The organism is Streptomyces sp. NPDC014764, assembly GCF_043082785.1.
Taxonomy (GTDB): Bacteria; Actinomycetota; Actinomycetes; order Streptomycetales; family Streptomycetaceae; genus Streptomyces; species Streptomyces althioticus.
Map to the genome: position 1 here is coordinate 315,975 of NZ_JBIBXY010000003.1, position 18,221 is coordinate 334,195.

Consider the following 18,221-nt stretch of genomic DNA (forward strand, 5'->3'; position numbering starts at 1 on the left):
GTGGTGCGCGTTCGTGTGGGGGGTGGTGCGGTGACGCACGGACGCACGGCCTCCAATGTCGGGAGCATGACAAGGGCGGCCGCCACGTCCGGGTGCGTCAGCCGAAAGGTTGAGGGTTCCACAGGAATTCCACAAGAGTGCCTCGGCGGCCTACGGACCTCGCCGTTCCGATTCGGACACCGGCGCCGCGCCCCCACCGCGCACCGACGTCCGGCACGGAGACGGCACGGCCGGCCCATGGACTCCCCCTCCACCCCCGTTAACATGTTCGAACTCACGACGGATGTCCTCATTCACCGGCTGTCCACCGGAAGACCCTGCCCTCCCGCGCGATGCGCCACTTGCCCGCAAAGCCACCTGCCCGCAACCGAATCACCAGGCGAACCAGTTGATAACCGAACCCACTCGAATACCGCCGCGGGACGACCGCGGGACACAGCCCGCCCCGTGGCGCCGGCCACGCGTGGTCCTGTGGACCGCGGCGGGCGTGGTGACCCTGGGCTTCCTCGTCGCGCTGGAGATCGTCGCGCGCGGCTACGGCTTCTCAGGGCCGATCACCGAGCAGTCACGGGAAGTGATCTTCGCGCCCGAGTCGGGCCCGCTGCTCTACGGCGGCCTCGCACTGACGATGGTGGTCCTCACCTGGCGGCAGCGGCTGATCGCACTGGGGATCGCGGCGGGCGTGGACGTCGTGTTCTTCCTGGTGCGGTGGGCGCTCGGCGCCGACATGAACTTCGGCAACGGCGCGCTGTGGGTGGTGCTGGGCGTCGCGGTCCTCGGCGTCACGCGCCGTACCGGGCAGGAGCGGCTGCTGCTGCTCAAGGGCACCGGTCTCGGCCTGCTGCTGGTGGCCGGCCACAAGACCGGCGACACCTGGCTGCTCATCACCTCGAAGACCCGCGCGACCGTCCTCGACGCGTACGTGGCCGCCGCCGACCACGCACTCGCCGACCCGTCGTGGCTCGTGGGCCGCTTCCTGAACGCGACCGCGCCGGTCAGCACGGGCATCCTGCACGTGGTCTACGGCCAGCTCCCGCTCGCCGCCGCCCTCGTCGGCCTCTACCAGCTGCGCCGGGTGGCGGTGGAGCGCCGCTTCCCGGCCCATCACCTGGTGCGCACCTTCCTGGTGATCGGCCTGTTCGGCCCCGCGATCTACATGATCTTCCCGGTCGTCGGCCCGATCTTCGCGTACGGCGCGGACGGCGGCGCCTGGGCGACGGCGAACATCTGGCCGGACATCCTGCCGCCGGTCACCGACCCGCAGCCGATCCCGTTCGACGGCATCACCCCGCGCAACTGCATGCCCAGCCTGCACACCGCGTGGGCGGTCACCCTCTTCATCCACTCCCGCGACGGCTCCCGGGCGATGCGCTGGGCGGGCACCTTCTGGCTGGTCGGCACCCTCACGGCGACCCTGGGCTTCGGCTACCACTACGGCGCCGACCTGCTCGCCGGCGTGGTCTTCGCCCTGACCATCGAGACGGCGATGCGCTGCTCCGCCCACGGCTGGGACCGCGCGGGCGTCCGCCTGGTCGCCCTCGGCACGGCGGTCTTCGCCGCCCAGCTGGCCTCGTACCGCTGGCTCCCCACGGAGATGGCCGCCCGTCCCTGGCTCTACGGCCCGCTCCTGCTGCTGGTGACGGGCGCGGTGATCTACGCGTACGTGCGGACGGCGCGGGCGGCACGGACGGCGCGCGACCGCGACCGCGAGCCGAAGGCGGACGTGCCGGGGCAGCGGCCGGCGATGGAGGAGCCGGCGGAAGCGGCGGAAGCGGCGGAAGCGATCAGGGTCACTGGAGCCGCGCCCACCGGGACCGACGACTCCCAGGACCCCGGCGCGACGGACGCCAAGCCCGAGCTGGTCTGAGCGGGTGGGAGCCGGTCCGGGCCGGCCGGAGCCGGCCGGAGCCGGCCGGAGCCGGTCGGAGCCGGGCCGAGCCGGGCCGGTCGGAGCCGGTGAGCCGGGCCGGTCGGAGCCGGTGAGCCGGGCCGGTCCGAGCCGGGCTGGGCCGGTCGGGCGACGGCGTGTCAGGTCCGGGGGCGCGCCAGCGCCTTCGCGCGCCGGCGTGAGCGGTGGTCGCGCCACTTGGTGACCAGCCAGAGGACGTTGACCCCGCCCAGGGTGACCAGCACGGCCGCCGAGTCCGCGTACCCCGTGGGCGTGTTGCCGGGCGCCAGCCCTCGTACGGCGCGTGTCAGCAGGGCGATGTCGAGGGGCAGGGTCACGGCGGCCATGAACGCGAGGCACACGGCCGTGCCCACGACGAGGACGACGCTGTACACGCGGACCGCCCGGCGCTCGTGCCGGGGCAGCCGGGCGCTCGGGTCGTCCTCCCCCGCCGCCGCGCGGGCGCCGGGACGGAGCGCCCGCAGCAGCCGCCGGTACCGGTACCGGGCGTAGGCGAGCCCGTCGCCGTACAGGTCCCGGCAGCCGGTGAGGTCCTGCAGCACGAAGTACACGTCCGTCCGCGTGAACACCATCAGCTGGAACGGCAGCGGCATCAGCGCGAGCAGCAGGGCGGCCGCCGACAGCCGGTGGGCGGCCGACGCGGGGTCGGTCACCGCGAGGACCGGGACGAGCGCGGAGGCGACGGACAGATTGAGCGCGATGCCGGACAGGTAGGCCGTCAGGCGGTGGCGGCGGGGCGCGAGTTCGATGCCGCTGATGTCGGTCTGCATGACGAGGAACTGCAGCCGTGTGCCGAGCCTCATCCGGCCCGGCACCCCGGCGGCGCGGGCGGTGACCAGATGGGCCAGCTCGTGGGCGAGCAGCAGCGTCCATCCCGCCGTCGCCCCGCTCAGCAGCACCACACTGCCGTGCGGGCTCCAGAGAAGGTCGCGGTATCCCGGCAGCAGGCCGGGGCGGAGCAGCAGGGTGACGAGGGCGACCGCCATCAGGACGGCGACGGCGACGGGGAACACCGGGTGCAGGGCGAACCGCACGTGCTGAGGTCGCAGCCACGGCAGGGAGGCGCGCGGCGGCTCCGGGTCGGGCAGGGGGCGGCCGTCGATCCGCGCGACGAACCCGAGTGCGGTCAGGTCCGCGACGAAGTCCGCGATGTCGAACTCCTCGCCCGTGTCCGCGCGCAGCCGCTCCCGCGTGCGCGCCACACTCAGTCCTTCGTCCAGCAGGCGCACGGCCAGCGCCCCGGCGGGCGGCAGGGCGACGAAGGTGCGCGTCGCCATGCGTCCGACGATCCACTCGTCGCGGTCGCGCCGCATCGACAGCTCGTGCAGGGCGACGCGGGAAGCCGGCCCGACGCGGGGCGCCGCCTCGGCGGCGGTGTCCGTCACCGGGCCTCCCCGTCCGGCGCGGTCACCACCGGCCGCGTGCCGCAGGCGGGGCAGTCGTCGCGCCGTTCGGAGCGTTGCAGGACCGGGTCGCCCGGCACCATGAGGTTGAGGCCGAAACGGCAGCCTGGTTCCACGGGCGGTATGCCGCACAGCAGGATGAGGGCGGCGTGCGCGAGCAGGCTGCCGGACAGGCCCGCGGTCACGGCGTTGACCGGGTTCCACGGCATGCGCGGCGACGCCACGTCCTCGTCCTGGCCGGGCGCGAGGCGCAGGTCGCGTCGTTCCACCTCGGTGTCGCGCAGGCACTGCCAGCAGGGGCCGCGGCCGGGGGCGAACAGGCCCACGCTGACCAGCGGCCCGCGGTACCCGGCCTCCGCCCACGGGGTGCCGGTGGCGAGGCAGGCCCGGTTCGCCCACCGGCGGATCTCCGGGGGCCGGTCGGCGGCGAGGAGGACCAGGTCGTACGGGCGGTGAGGGTCTCCCGCGGTGTCGGGCGCCCGCGTGAGCAGGTCCTCCAGGTCGTCCGGGCCCCGCACCTCGCGGCGCTCACCGGTGAGCGTGGTGTCCGCGTTCAGGGCGCGCAGCGCGGCCAGTGCCGCGTCGAGCTTGGGCCGGCCCAGGTCGGCCTCGCCGAAGAGGGTCTGCCGGTTGAGGTTGGACAGTTCGACGACGTCGGGTTCGACGCAGTGCAGGTGGCCCACGCCGGACGCGACGAGGTCGAGGGCGGCCGCCCCGCCGGTGCCGCCGACGCCGACGAGCAGCACGCGGGCGCGGCGCAGCAGCATCTGCGGCTCCCAGGATCCGGTGCGGGGCCGCAGGTCCATCCAGCGCATCAGGGTCATCCCCCGCCCGTACCGCTCGCGTTCACGCGCGGTCAGTCCGTCGGGAGGCGGGCCGCCGGCGTCCTCCACGTACCCGGCCTGAACCAGGTCGTCCATCGCGCCGGTGACGTCCTCGGCGGCCAGGCCGATCCGGGGGTGGCGCCGGGTGACCTCGGCGACGACGTCGTCGGGGCCGCGGGTGCCGTCCATGGCCCCGACCAGGGTCCACACCCAGCCGTCGGGGTCGAGGACCCCGGCGCCGATGCCGTGGACGACGCTGCCGATCCGCACGTTGCCGTCGACCGTCCGGTAGGCCCGGTGCTCGGGCTTGATCCGGGGCCGCCGCATCGTCCGGGCCGTGACCGCCCTGTCCTCGGCAGCCCGGCCCGTGGTCCGCACCGTCATCTTCGCGCCAATCTCGTCGGTCCCAACTACCGCTCCTTCAACGCACATTGACAACGATTGCCCGGTCGGCGAACGCTGGCAAGCGCACATCTGGCCCTTCGTACTCGACGACAACGGGAGGAACGGCATGGCGAACAAGATCGAGATCCGTCCGCTGGACAAGAAGGAGACCACCGGCGACAGCGGTGGCAACGGCGGCAGCTGACGGACCGACAGGATGGACCGCTACCTCACGGTCGCTGAGGTCTCGGCAGCGGCGCGGCGGCTGGTCACCCGGTACCCGGGGGCCGGCTGTCTGCGCCGTGTCGGCACGTCCCGCGCGGGGCGTCCGCTGGAGATGCTGTCCGTCGGGCACGGCCCCGCGCACGTCCTGGTGGTCGCCCGTCCGCATCCCGACGAACCGGTCGGCGCCGTCACCGCGCTCGCCCTGGCCGAACGGGTGGCACGCGGCGACGGGCGCACCCCGGCGACCGATCCGGCGCGCGTCACCTGGGACGTCGTACTGTGCCTCGACCCGGACGGGGCGGCGCTGAGCGACGGCATCGAGAAGGCCACGGCCGGTCCCGCGCCCGCCCCGGAGCGCTACTTCCGCACCGCGTTCCGCCCGGTCGCGGCGGAGCAGCCCGAGTGGGCGCCGATCGAGTCGGCCCGGCTCCCGGAGAGCCGGGCGCTGTTCGACCTGATCGACGAGCGGCGGCCGGTCCTCCAGTGCTCCCTGCACGGCATCGAGGCGGGCGGCGCCTTCGTCCAGCTGACGGACGGCCTGCCAGGGTTCGCCGAGGGCTTCCACACGGCGGCCGCCGGGCTCTCCGTCCCGGTGCAGCACGGCACCTTCGACGCCCTGTACTGGGAGAACCCCGCCCCCGGCGTCCACGTCCTGCCCCCGCCGGAGAGCACGGGGCGGCTCGCGGCCGGTTCCGAGAACATCGGCCGGTCCACATGGTGCGCGCCCGGGCGGTACGGCGGTGTCACCGCGATCGTCGAAGTGCCGATGTGGGCGAGCGCCCTGGCCGACGATCCCTCCCCGTACCCCGACGCCGCAGGCGCCCTGCGCGGGCTGTCCCGGCTGGTGCGGGACGGGGGCGAGCAGGTGACGGCGCTCCTGGACAAGGCGCGCGGACTCCTGCCGCCGCCCGAGGAGAGCGCGCCCCGGCGCGTGCTGGAGTGGATGGCGGACGGTCTGTACGACCTGGTGGCCGACTCCTGGCAGCCGCTGGCCCGGCAGGCGGCCGAGGACGGGAAGCACCTCACCACGGCGCAGGTCTGCGCCCTGGACGTGGTGGCCCGCCGCCAGCCGCTCCGCGCGGCCGGCCTGCTCCTACGCCTGCTGTCGGCCTCGGACGACTCCGCGGCGCCCGCGCTCCACGACGAACTGCACGCCCTGTTCACGGCCTGGTCCGAGGACTTCACCCGCGCCCTGGGCCTGCGCTGGGTCCCGGTGCCCGACCAGACGGACCTCCAGGCGCGCACGGTCCTGGCGGCGGCGGAGTGCGCGGTGCGCGCGGCGCTTCGCTGACCTCTCACGGGTGGAGGTTGGTCGCTGAGTGGGCCACTGCTCACGGGGTGGCCCACCGGTGGCACCCCACGACAGACCCGTCGGTCCCCCTCACATCACCGGACGGTTGGCGGACGTGTACTCCTCGGCGATGTCGAAGACGCTGGCGCGGCGGGGGCATTCTGCGTGCCCGAAGAGGTGGGCGATGCCGTCGGCGAGGGGGCCCTGGCCGTCGCGGACGGCCAGCGTGCATCCGCCGCCCGACGCTGGAGAGGGCCGCAGGGTCCGCGGGCCTCAGGTCGCGCCGGTCCACGTCCCCGAGGTTCCAGTCCCGGATCGCTGAGTAGCGCCCGTATGCGCCGATGGCGATCGTCACGTCGACGACGCAGTGCGGGCAGGCGACCTCGTAGAAGTCGTCCGAGAAGTTTCCGAGGACGGCGCTCCAGTGGTACTGCTCCTCGGTCGCCAGCAGAAAGCGGAAGCTCGCCAGGTAGTCGTCCGGTCGCGACCGCAGGTGCCGGTCGAGGATCGCGCGGAACGTCCTGATCGCGTCGCCGCAGCCCGGCAGCAGGTCGTCACGGCCATGATTGGACGGGACACACATCACGATCAGCCCGGAGAGCTCGCGCGCCCGCCCACTGTGCGACGAGAGAGGCAGCAGGCGGGGCAGTGCGGCGAAGCCCGCGGGGAAGACCGTCGTGCATTCGAGCCGCAGCCGGAGCCGCAGCCGGTGCCCCCCAGCTCGTTCCACGCCTCGCCGTCATCCCCCCGCTCGACCCGCCCCAGCAACTCGCGAACGCGATCGACATCCCCGGAACAGTCGTACGTAACCGCCCGATTCACGGACCGAGTGTGAGCTGGGGCAACCGGCCACATCTCCGCACCGCAAGACGATGTCTGCATTGCACTGGTCGGCATGTCCCACCCGGCGCCGGTCCCTGCGGAAGGCCCTGTCCGACCCGTGTCCGTGTCACTGCACGAGGGCGCCATCGCCGCCCTGAACCAGCGCACCAGGCGGCGTGGGATGCGAACATGGTCCGGTCGATCAACAGGCGATCGACACCAAGCGGACGGTATAGCGCGGTACGCGACGAGCGCTACGGACGCCGCGTGAGCGGCACCCTCGTCCTGGGGTGCAAGAGCCTGTCCAAGCTCGCACGGTGAGACCCGGAACTGACCGAATGGCCGGCACAGTACGACAGCCGTATCCCGCGTCAACGTCGTCCCGCCCGACGAGGCGGCCTCCCGGCAGGCGAGTAAGCGGCTCGCCATCGCCGGCCTGCACGGTCACAAGCACGCCCTGGACGCGATTGTCGCAGCAACGGGCCAGCAGACTTCGGTGGTGCGGCCGAAGTCGTCACTACTCGTCGAGTGGTGGAGGCGAGAGGAGAATGGCCGACTTCGGCCGTTCGTCGAATGTCCTGAGTGACAGGCCTCAAGGAGGCCCCTACAGTTACCCCTTCAATCTTGTCACGCCATTTCGTAGCGTTCCGATGCTCGTTAAGCATGGGTGCAGCAGAAGGTGATCAGCAGCCTGGGGGAGCGATGATCATCACAGAACAGTCGCGCATCGCGTCGGTGGATGCCGCGCAGGGCGATCCCGCTTTCCTCACTCAGGAGGACAACAGGTCGCGTTCCGACAGTGATCCTCACACCGAGCGCCACACGACGGTTCTGTCGGCCGAAGCCAAGGAAGCGGCCGCCCGGTTATCGCCTCGCCCTGGCCTGGACAACCTCCCCGCCCTCTCCCAGACGCCTTTCGTCGGCCGCGCCGAAGACCTTGCCAGACTGGCAGCCTCGTTGACGGAGGGCGGCGGGGTGATCACCCAGCCGGCCGCCACGACAGTGAGCGGACTTGGGGGTATCGGGAAAACGACTCTGGCCCTGCATTACGCACATCACCACCGGGAGCAATACACCCTCGTCTGGTGGATCACCGCCGAGAGCGAGGAACAGATCTCTTCGGGCCTGGCTGAACTGACACTTACCCTGTTCCCCGACTGGGCCACCCGCTCAACCCCCAAGGAGCGCACCGAGTGGGCCCTTACCTGGCTGGAGGCTCACCCGGGATGGCTCCTCGTGTACGACAATGTCGAACGACCCGAGCATCTCACTCCTTTCCTCGGCCGCCTACTGGCGCGCGGCCATCAGGTGGTGACGAGCAGATGCCGTACCGGATGGCCCGAAGACACAAAGCTGATCAGTCTCGACCTGCTCAACCATGAGGCCGCGGTGGACCTGCTCTGTGCCCCCGGCACGGAGCGAGACGGTAGGGCCCCCGAAGAAGACGCACCGGGTGACCGCTCACAAGCCGAGTTGCTTGCTGAGGAACTCGGACATCTTCCACTGGCGTTGGCGCAGGCCCGCGCCTACTTACGCCAGACGCAAACGGGATTCGCGGCGTATCGGGCGCAATTGGTGAACGCGGCAGCAGAGGCCGCCGGTGCGGGAGACAGTGCGGCCTCTCGGGCGATCGCCCGGATCTGCCGCACCAGCCTGCAGGCCATCCGCGCCCGGCATCCACTGGCTGTATCGATGTTGCACACGCTTGCCTGGTACGCCCCCGAAGCCCTGCCTTCCGTGGTCCTGAAGCACTTAGGCAGCTCCGCCGAAGAGATCGAGTCAGCATTACAGGCGCTGGTCAGCTATCACCTGGTGTCCCTCGGACCGGATGGGATCGCTCTGCATCGGCTCCTGCAGCGAACCTTGCGTGAGCAGGCACCGGAGCACGCCCCGGACGCGCGTGGCCAAGCCGAGCGGGCGCTTGCCGCAACGGTCGCCGCAGCGCCTGACAGCGTGGCACCGTTCCTGATCCACATTCAGGCCCTGGCGGCGACCGGATCGGCGCAGGACGCCGATGCGGACTCGAACCTGGCCGCCATGTACCGGCGCGGTGCGAACGAACTCGTCGCTCGCGAGCAGCATGTCTTGGCCATACCTCTGATGCAGCGGGTCGTGGACTGCGCCACCCGACTGTGGGGAATCGACCACGGAACGACTCTCAGTGACAGGGATCGCCTGGCGGAACTGCATGCAAAGGCCGGCGACCCCATGAGAGCCGTGGCCCTCTGCAAGGATCTCTTTCTCGACCGCGCCGCTGTGTCCGGCGCCGATGCACTGGAGACACTCTCCAGCCGGGAACGATTGGCCTACGCCTACCGCAAGGCCGGCGAAGTGGTACGAGCTGTCGAAGAGTTACAGGCGGTCGTCGGCATCCGCCGACGTATTCAGACGTTCGACCACGAGGACACCCTGCGAAGCCGGAACGACCTTGCTTATGCGCTGCAGACGGCCGGGCGTCACGTGGAGGCCATCCAGGAGTTCGAGACGGTCGTGGCCGACCGCGAACGTACCCTCACGGCCCGGCACAAGGACACCCTCAACAGCCGGACCAATCTGGCCTACGCCTACCTCTCGGCCGGTGACCACGACACCGCTCTGGAACTGTACGCACAGGCGATCCGAGATCGGACCTCCGTACACGGTCCGGATCACCCCGAAACGCTCACCAGTCAGGGCTGGCTCGCATCGGCGTACATGACTGCGGGGCACCCGAAGACCGCAGTCGAGATCTACACACGGGTGGTGAGCGATCGGATCCGCGTCCAAGGGACAGATCACCCGGACACGCTGCGCAGCAGGCAAGCTCTCGCATATGCCGTCATCGACGCGGACGGTCCGGAAGCCGCCCTACCCCTCTTCGAGTCCCTGGCCAAGGACAGCGCGCGTGTGCAGGGGCCGGACCATCCGGCAACGCTCAACTACCGCGACGACATTGCCGAGGTCCACGGAATCCGGGGGGATCACGCCCAGTCGGCCACATGCCACGAACAAGTGATCGCGGACTATGAGCGAGTCCGCGGCGCGTCGCATCCGGACACCTTGCGCGCCCGTGGGGCACTTGCCGGGGCCCTGCAGATGGCCGGTGATCTCCGGCGCGCTCTCAACGAGCGAAAGCGCCTGGTGGCCGATTGGAAGAGAGCACAGGGCGAAGAGCACCCAGCGACGCTCACCGCCCGTGCGGGCCTGGGTCACACCCTACGCGCGGCGTCCGACTTCAAGGAGGCCATCGAGGTCTACTCGGCAGTTCGGGACGACCGGATCAAGTTGCTGGGCCCGGAGCACCCGCACGTCCTGGACATCCGGGAACGGCTCGCGTTCGCTTACCAGGACGACGGTCGGCATGAGGTGGCGGTCGAGGAGCTGCGCACGCTTCTCGCCGATCTCGTGGACGTCCTCGGCGCCCAGCACCCGCGGACCCTGTCCGTTCGCCACTCCATGGCGATGCTGTTCGTTGCGAACAACCGCCACGCGGACGCCATCAGCGCCTACGAGAGTCTGGTCGAGGACTACAGACAGGTACACGGCTCGGACCACCCCCGTACTCTGCGCATCCAGGAGAAACTCGGCCTGGCGCACAGGACGGCCTCCGCGTTCGGCCAGTCGCTTGCCGTCATGAAGCAAGTCATCGCCGACAGGACGCGCGTGATGGGCGCGGAGCACCCGGACACGCTCAGGTGCCGAGCGATTCGCGCCCGTGTGCTGAGATCAGCAGGCCACTACGACCAGGCGATCTCGGAGTATCAGCGGCTGATCGCCGACCGGACGCGCCTGCTCGGCCCGGAGGCGCCCGGAACACTGGACGCCCGTAACGGCCTCGCACTGACCTATCTCCAAGCCGACGACCACCAGAGAGCCGTCGCCGAATTATCGCAACTCCTCGAAACGCGTCGCCGGCTGCTGGGAGACGATTCCCCGGCCGCGATACTGGCGACCGAATACCTGGCCGATGCCTATTCCGCCGCCCAGAATCATCAATGGGCCATCGCCCTCTACCAGGAGGCGGTCACGGCCTGGGAGGGGCTCTGGGGCCCTCTACACCGGCGTTGTCTGCTTGCTCGACGCGACCTGGCCCTTGTTCAACGTGCCGCCGGCCAGCACGAGGCATCGCTGAAAACGTTGATGGACGTGCTGGAGAAGCGAGCGGAGCGCGACGGGGACGACCATCCCGGCGTACTCAGTGTCCGGCTCGACGTCGTCGCAGGGCACATCGCCGCAGGGAATCACTTCCTTGCCGAGGAGCTTGCCGGGCCACTGGTCAACGACTACGCACGGGTGTTGGGCCAGGATCATTCGGACACCTTGAACTCACGCTCGTGGCTGCTGTTCGCTTGGATGCGTTCCGGCCGGCTCCGACGCGCCATCGAAGGCCAGCAGTCCTTGCTGGCCGACCGGTTGAGGCTGCAGGGAGACACACACGTCGCGGTGCTGGACGCCCGGTCCATGCTCACCTATGCGTTCGAGGACGCGGACGACTACCGGCAGGCCATAGCGTCGGCCGAGAGCCTGGTGACGGATCGCACCGCCGTACAGGGCGCCTCCCACAGCAGCACTCTGTCGGCCCGTGCCGTTCTGGCTAGGCTGCGCGAACTGGCCGACGACCGGGCCGGCGCGCTGCGCGACCTGAACCGGCTCCTCAGGGATGTGGAAGAGCTTCTCGGAGCCGATCACAGCGACACTCTGGAGGTACGTGACGACATCGTCTGGGTCCTCCTGGGCGGGTCGACGGCCCGCACGGCCCTCAGTGCCGCCGAAGAACTGGTAACCGACTGCACCCGGGTCCTTGGGGCGGATCACCCCCGCACGTTGAGGGCCCGCGGCAGGCTCGCCGCGGCCTGCACGAGCGCCGGTGACATCGAGCGCGGGCTGCGGCTCCACGATGAACTCGTCAGTGACCACTGCAGAGTGCTGGGAGCCGAGCACAGTTCGGCACTGGACGCACGGAGGGCGTGGTGCCGCTCCCTGCGCCTGGCCGGCGAGTTGCAGTCGGCCGTGAAGCACCTCACGGAACTGGTGCTGGACAGCGACCGGACCCGGGGCGCCGACCACATTGCCACAATAGCCTGCAGAGTCGGCCTGGCCTTCGCCGCTTGGGAGGCGGGGGATCTGCCCTGGGCCACGTCCCTTTTCGAGGGATTGCTCAAGCAGTGCGAAGAACTGCTGCCCGAGGAACACTGGTGGACTTCGGCCATACGTGGCGACCTCGCATGGCTCCTTGCCGATTCCGGCCTCACTGAACGCGCTGTCGATCTGGCGCAGCTGACCGTGAACGAAGCCGTTCGCCTGTTCGGGGAAGGGCATCGACGCGTCTGGCAACCATCAGCGGTTCTCGGCCACGCCTTGCTGCAGGCGGGCGAACCGGATCGGGCCAGGCGGGTCCTGGAGGAGCTGATCCGCTCTGTCGGTCGGCTACAGGATGACCCGCTTTGGCCAACCGACGTCGACCATCTGATCCGCGTCCACAGACAGGCAGCGAACAGTGCGGAGACCGTGGGGACGGACGGTGGTACCGGAACGTCGACCGGGCCAGAGGACGGCATCCGACTGGGTCTGGTGGTGGAGTTCTTCGCGGACCGTTTGGGCACCCAGTTGCCGAGCCTGCCCATCGAGCTTGCCCGGGCACTGTGTGACGCCGACCGGAGCGACGAGGCAGTGACCTTGCTCCAGGCAGTGCACACCGGCCGGGCGTGCGTGCTCGGCCCTGATCACCCCGACACCCTGGAGAGCCACGCGGAGCTGGTTCTGGTTCGCCTGGAGACCGACGGGCCAGCAACGCCTGGCTGGCAGAGCGACCTGATGCGTCGCTGGGAAAGCGTCTTCGGAGCGGATCATCCCCGGACAGAGGAGCTGCGTTGGCGCCTCCGCACAACGAGACCCGCCTGGAAGCCACGGGTGACTCTCGTCAACGAGCCGCGCATGGGGACGGGGTCTTCCGTCGAGGTGTCCTTGGAACGCGAGGAAGGCGTGCCTGCCCCCGATCTCGCCCCGGTGGAGGTTGTGGCGGACTGCCGCACCGACGCGGTCGTCCTTCCGGCGGTCACCGGCTACGTCCCGGGAGGCAGCCCGGCTGTCTTTTCCTTCACGCCCAGGGCACCCGGACAGCACAAGCTCCGTTTCACCTTGTACGACCACGCCTCCGGAGTAGCGCTCCAAGACCTGGAAACCGTGGTGCATGTACCCGGGATCGGTGACTTCGACGAAGCGCGGGAGCAGGGGAGTGACCGACCCGTATGACCCAGGAACTCACCGTCGAGATCGTCCGTAACCCGTCATCGGGGTACACGCTTCCTCCACCGAGAACCGAGCGGACGCCGGGCAGCGACATGGAGCGCGATGTCCGGATCATCCTGCGCCATTCGGACCGCGACACCTTGACCTTGACCGTCTATGTCTCCTGGCTGCCGTCGCCCGAGCAATGGCTCAATGCCCGCTTGGACACGACGCCACAAACACTTCTCGAGAAGGCCGGCACACTACGTGCTGAATGGAAGCGTCTGATCGTCGATCACACCGCTGACAACCCGGCTCCTGGCACAAAGGTGGGAGGGCGGCCACTGTCGGAACAGGTGGATCTGACTCCGCACTCGGCCGTCGTCAAGGGCCTCGTAAGGAGCCTGGCCGAGGACGGTTACGACGTCCTGGACGTCATGCTCGACGGAGAAGGTTCCAGCCTCCTGCGGCTGCGCCAGTTCCTCCTGGAAACACTGGCGGAGAAGTCCGACCTGCGGGTCAGCTTTGATTCCGACCTGCCTTTGCCGTGGCCCATGCTCGCCGTCGACCCGTCTTCACACGAGGACCCATGGGACGCTTTCCTCGGCCACCGGCATCAGGTCGAGCATACGAGCCCTGGCTACGAGTACGTGCAGCAGATGCAGCTGGAGCCTCGCCTGAAAGCGATCACCAGCCTGAACACGGACACCACTCTCGGGAGAGTTGGCCGGGCAGAGGACGTGCACGGTCTTCTAGCGAGCCGTTCCCGTCTCACCGTGCGTACCCAGGGCAAGGATCTCCTGACAGCCCTCGGCACGGCGGTGCTGCCCGAGGACCTGATGTACTTCTGGTGTCACGGGCATCTGATGGACGAGGGAACCGCCAACCGCCGTCTGGTCATCAAGCTGTCTGACGCCGACTTGATCGACGGTGCCAAATTCATGCGGAGGCGCCGCCCGCTGCGCCGACTGCCTCAGCGCTTCAAGCCGTTCGTGCTGCTCAACGCCTGTCACACAGGCCAGGCGGCTGCCGAACCTCACGTCGGTCATCTCGGCACTGCTTTGATCAACCTGGGCGCCCACGGCGTCCTTGGCCCTCAGATCGAGATACCTCAGGTCTTCGCGTCGGAGTACGCCTACTCCTTCCTCGACATGTATCTGGAAGGACGCCGCACGGCCGGGGAGATAAGCCGTGAGCTGGTGAGGACTTTTGCCGAGAAGTACCACAATCCGCTGGCGCTCACATACTCGCTGCACTGCGGACTTCACAGCCGTTTGGATCTGGCCTCATGAGGCCTAGGTCAGTACAGAGCACACTCCCGGACCCCGAAGTGGTCGACCTGAACGAAAGGGGGCAACTGCTGACCCCCGAGGGCGTACTGGTTCCGGTCAACGGCGTCGCGGAGCATCTCGCGCGGCGGCTTCGCATCCCCGAGTGGGCGACCGACATCCACGTCTATGTGCACGGTTGGCGGACGCCTCGTTCAGCCGCCGTGCGCAGTGCCAGCCGCCTTCTCGGCAAGGCCGTCGAACTGCGGACCGAGCGTCCCGACGAGTATCCTGCGCTGGCTGACGGGTACCGGCCGTGGAGCGTGATAGTACGCTGGCCCTCCTCCAGTCGTCCCACTCTCGGGGGTTACCGACTGATCCGGGACAGGGCGCACGCGATGAGTGCGGACGGAGCGGGCCACGCACCGTATGTCATCGGGCACCTGCTCGGCTACTTGGACACCGGACGCACTGATCCGCACGCACCGAAAGTATTGGCCAACAACAACGGACAATACTTGCATCTCATCGGGCACTCGTTCGGCGGCCGCTTTCTGTGCGAGGCGATGCAACGTGCTGCCGAACCCCCGCCCGTACTCTCTTGGAGTACTCCTTACGACTCCCGACGGCCTTTCACCATCGACAGCACTCTCATCTTCCAAATGGCCGCGCCACGTGACGTGTTCCTGCGGCACTTCAAGACATTGTTCCCCTCCGACGGGAATCTTGGGGCGCCATTGCGGGGCCCCCTCGTCCTGACCCACTCCCGCTGGGACAGAGCAACCGGTTTCTGGCATTTGAGGGCCGAGGGAGCACCCGGCATCGGGCATTCGGGGACCGGACCTGCGCCCGTTCCTCAGTTCTCCACACGACTGCTCCCCATCGGCACACCGTACCCGCAGCAGGTCCTGGATCACCGTGTGGTCAATGTCAACGCGGACTGGTTGTACCGGGGTGGTCGTCGTACTCGGCTCTCACCTTCCGGTGCTCATTCGGATTTCATCAAGGCCGAATCCGCGCATCTCATCCTCACACTCGCCGAGCGCTCCCGATGAATCCAGTTCTGCCTTGCCCTGATCCGGTGGCGGATCTGGACGGGGCAGGACGCCGACGGGGCCGGCCCTAGACCGGACCGACCCCGCTATCACGCACGTTTGCCTGCTCGACCGAGGCCGAGCTACGGCGACCGCTAAACGTTGAACCTGAACTCCACCACGTCCCCGTCCTGCATGACGTAGTCCTTGCCCTCCATGCGGGCCTTGCCCTTCGCGCGGGCCTCGGCGACCGAGCCGGACTCGACCAGGTCCTCGAAGGAGATGACCTCCGCCTTGATGAAGCCCTTCTGGAAGTCGGTGTGGATGACACCGGCGGCCTCGGGGGCGGTGGCGCCCTTCTTGATGGTCCAGGCGCGGGACTCCTTGGGGCCGGCCGTCAGGTAGGTCTGGAGGCCGAGCGTGCGGAAGCCGACGTGCGCGAGGGTGGCGAGGCCGGGCTCCTCCTGGCCGACGGACTGGAGCAGCTCCAGCGCCTCGTCCTCGTCCAGCTCGGCGAGGTCCGCCTCGAGCTTGGCGTTGAGGAAGATCGCCTCGGCGGGGGCGACCAGCTCGCGCTGCTCGTTCTTGAAGTCCTCGTCGGTCAGCTCGTCCTCGTCGACGTTGAAGACGTAGAGGAAGGGCTTGGTGGTGAGCAGGTGCAGGTCGTGGAGGAGCTCCGCCCGCTCCGTGCCCTGGACGATGCCCTGCGAGAACAGCGTGTCGCCCTTCTCCAGGATCTCCTTGGCCTCCTCGACCGCCTTCACCTTGGGCGCGACGTCCTTCTTGATCCGCGACTCCTTCTGGAGGCGGGGCAGGACCTTCTCGATGGTCTGGAGGTCGGCGAGGATCAGCTCGGTGTTGATCGTCTCGATGTCGTCCTTCGGCGAGACCTTGCCGTCGACGTGTACGACGTTCTCGTCCTTGAAGGCGCGGATGACCTGGCAGATCGCGTCGGACTCGCGGATGTTGGCGAGGAACTTGTTGCCCAGGCCCTCGCCCTCGGACGCGCCGCGCACGATGCCGGCGATGTCGACGAAGTCGACCGTGGCCGGGAGGACCCGCTGCGAGCCGAAGATCTCCGCCAGCTTGGTCAGCCGGGGGTCGGGGACGCCGACGACGCCCACGTTCGGCTCGATCGTGGCGAACGGGTAGTTGGCCGCCAGCACGTCGTTCTTGGTCAGGGCGTTGAACAGGGTCGACTTGCCGACATTCGGCAGACCGACGATTCCGATCGTGAGCGACACGTTGCGACTTCCCGTACGTGAGGAGGGGGGCGAGGGCCGGCCGAGGCGCCGGCGTGGACCGATCCACCAGTCTACGGCGTGCCCGCGGGCGGCCGGGCGCTGTGTCGAACGCCCGGTCGACGACCGGATTCCGGCGTGTCTGACCAGCCACCGGACACATAAAACGACCTAAGTTGGTCCAGTGGAGCAACACAGGACGCGACCCGCCCAGCACGGACCGCGACGCGAGCCGGCGCCGGCCCCGTCGGCGAGCCCTCGGACGTCACGGCCGCCCGGGCCGCCGCTGCCCCCGCAGGCGGGACGGGCGGCGGGCGGCGGGGTCGCCCGGTCCCCGCGCGCCCCGCGGCCCCAGCGGTCCCCGCGGCCGGCCGGACGCCGGCCCGCTCCCCCGCCGCCCGCGCGGCGCGTGCCCGGGCCCCGGCTCACCGGGCTGGGCGGCGGACTGTTCTGCGGAGCGGTGATGCTGGCGCTCGGGCTGCTCACCGAGGTGTTGTTCGGCGCCTCCCTGACCGTCTACGGGGTGCTGTTCCTGCCGGTGTGCGTGCTGACCGCGCTCTGGGTGCGCGAGGGGGACCTGCTCATCGCGCCCGTCGTGGTGCCGATCGCCTTCGCGGTGGGTCTGGTGCCGGTCGCCGACGAGGGCGGCGGGAGCGTGCCGGACCGGCTGATGGGCATGGTGACCGGCCTCGCCACCCAAGCGGGCTGGCTCTACGGCGGGACGCTGCTGGCGGGCGCGCTGGTGCTCGTCCGCCGCGTGCGGCGGGTACGGCGGGCCAGGACCGCCAACCGCCGCCCCGCCCCGAACCGGACCGGCAAGGCGCCGGCCCGAGGGGCGGGCAAGGCACCCGCCTGAGCTTCCCTACACCCCCGTGGCGGCCCGCATCGCCGCGCCCACGATGCCCGCGTTGTTCTGCAGGTGGGCCGGCACGATCTCCGCCTTGATGCCCTCGAGCTTCGGCAGGAACTTGTGCGCCTTGCGGCTGACGCCGCCGCCGATCACGAACAGCTCGGGCGAGAACAGCATCTCGACATGGGCGAGGTACTTCCGCACCCGGCGCGCCCACTCGTCCCACGACAGGTCGTGGTCCTCCTTGGCCTTGGTGGCGGCCCGCTTCTCCGCGTCGTGGCCCTTCAGCTCCAGGTGGCCCAGCTCGGTGTTGGGGACGAGGACGCCGTCCACGAAAAGGGCGCTGCCGATGCCGGTGCCGAAGGTCAGCACGATCACCGTGCCCTTGCGGTGGCGTCCGGCGCCGAAGTGCATCTCGGCGACGCCGGCCGCGTCCGCGTCGTTGACGACCGTCACGGGCAGACCGCCCAGGCGGTCGCCGAGCAGGACGCGCGCGTCGGTGTCGATCCAGCTCTTGTCGACGTTGGCCGCGCTGCGGATCGTGGCGCCGTCGGTGACGACTCCGGGGAAGGTGACGCCGACCGGGCCGGTCCAGCCGAAGTGGTCGACGACCTGCTTCACCCCGTCGGCCACCGCGTCCGGCGTGGCCGGGTGCGGGGTGAGGACCTTGCAGCGCTCCTGCGCCAGGTCCCCCTTGTCGAGGTCGACCGGGGCGCCCTTGATCCCGGATCCGCCGATGTCCACGCCGAAGATCTCCATGGCA

11 protein-coding genes and 1 pseudogene are annotated in these 18,221 nt (G+C 69.7%); 8 read left to right on the forward strand and 4 right to left on the reverse strand.

The window, feature by feature from the left end; all coding sequences use genetic code 11:
- Positions 1–463: 463 nt before the first annotated feature.
- Positions 464–1,867, forward strand: a complete 1,404-nt coding sequence (locus ACF1AG_RS10195) for a phosphatase PAP2 family protein (protein WP_359604677.1) — start codon at positions 464–466, stop codon at positions 1,865–1,867.
- Between the two features lie 161 nt (positions 1,868–2,028).
- Here the strand turns inward: ACF1AG_RS10195 and ACF1AG_RS10200 are convergent, their stop codons facing one another.
- Both ACF1AG_RS10200 and ACF1AG_RS10205 read right to left on the reverse strand, forming a co-directional pair.
- Positions 2,029–3,294 carry a hypothetical protein gene (locus ACF1AG_RS10200; protein ID WP_359604679.1) on the reverse strand — a complete coding sequence of 422 codons (1,266 nt, stop codon included), beginning with the start codon at positions 3,292–3,294 and terminating at the stop codon, positions 2,029–2,031.
- Positions 3,291–4,463 carry a ThiF family adenylyltransferase gene (locus tag ACF1AG_RS10205; RefSeq protein ID WP_391809591.1) on the reverse strand — a complete coding sequence of 391 codons (1,173 nt, stop codon included), beginning with the start codon at positions 4,461–4,463 and terminating at the stop codon, positions 3,291–3,293. Before ACF1AG_RS10205 ends, ACF1AG_RS10200 begins: the two co-directional genes overlap by 4 nt.
- A gap of 10 nt (positions 4,464–4,473) precedes the next feature.
- On the opposite strand from ACF1AG_RS10205, the gene ACF1AG_RS10210 reads away from it, so the two are divergent.
- From ACF1AG_RS10210 to ACF1AG_RS10235, 6 genes and pseudogenes are all read left to right on the forward strand, one after another.
- Positions 4,474–4,725 carry a hypothetical protein gene (locus ACF1AG_RS10210; protein WP_359604683.1) on the forward strand — a complete coding sequence of 84 codons (252 nt, stop codon included), beginning with the start codon at positions 4,474–4,476 and terminating at the stop codon, positions 4,723–4,725.
- 12 nt (positions 4,726–4,737) lie between these two features.
- The gene (locus tag ACF1AG_RS10215; protein WP_359604685.1) at positions 4,738–6,036 is read left to right on the forward strand and encodes a M14 family zinc carboxypeptidase; all 1,299 of its coding nucleotides are present in this window, start codon (positions 4,738–4,740) and stop codon (positions 6,034–6,036) included.
- 1,089 nt (positions 6,037–7,125) lie between these two features.
- Positions 7,126–7,339 (forward strand): annotated as a pseudogene (locus ACF1AG_RS10220) (DNA-binding protein); the annotation flags it as partial.
- Between the two features lie 221 nt (positions 7,340–7,560).
- Entirely contained in the window at positions 7,561–13,089 is a 5,529-nt protein-coding gene (gene fxsT / locus ACF1AG_RS10225; RefSeq protein ID WP_391809592.1) for an FxSxx-COOH system tetratricopeptide repeat protein, read from the forward strand.
- On the forward strand, positions 13,086–14,357 hold the full coding sequence (locus ACF1AG_RS10230; protein ID WP_359604689.1) for a hypothetical protein: 1,272 nt from the start codon (positions 13,086–13,088) through the stop codon (positions 14,355–14,357). Before fxsT ends, ACF1AG_RS10230 begins: the two co-directional genes overlap by 4 nt.
- Positions 14,358–14,395: 38 nt before the next feature.
- Positions 14,396–15,388: a hypothetical protein gene (locus tag ACF1AG_RS10235; RefSeq protein WP_359604691.1), complete on the forward strand. Its 993-nt coding sequence runs from the start codon at positions 14,396–14,398 to the stop codon at positions 15,386–15,388.
- 134 nt (positions 15,389–15,522) lie between these two features.
- On the opposite strand, the gene ychF is transcribed toward ACF1AG_RS10235, so the two are convergent.
- On the reverse strand, positions 15,523–16,611 hold the full coding sequence (ychF, locus tag ACF1AG_RS10240) for a redox-regulated ATPase YchF (RefSeq protein ID WP_163087423.1): 1,089 nt from the start codon (positions 16,609–16,611) through the stop codon (positions 15,523–15,525).
- A gap of 181 nt (positions 16,612–16,792) precedes the next feature.
- Here ychF and ACF1AG_RS10245 point away from each other — a divergent pair, with 181 nt between their 5' ends.
- Positions 16,793–17,464 carry a DUF6542 domain-containing protein gene (locus tag ACF1AG_RS10245; protein ID WP_391809593.1) on the forward strand — a complete coding sequence of 224 codons (672 nt, stop codon included), beginning with the start codon at positions 16,793–16,795 and terminating at the stop codon, positions 17,462–17,464.
- Between the two features lie 6 nt (positions 17,465–17,470).
- Here the strand turns inward: ACF1AG_RS10245 and ppgK are convergent, their stop codons facing one another.
- Positions 17,471–18,217 (reverse strand): polyphosphate--glucose phosphotransferase, encoded by a 747-nt coding sequence (ppgK, locus tag ACF1AG_RS10250; RefSeq protein ID WP_359604695.1) that lies wholly within the window; start codon positions 18,215–18,217, stop codon positions 17,471–17,473.
- Between the last annotated feature and the right edge of the window lie 4 nt (positions 18,218–18,221).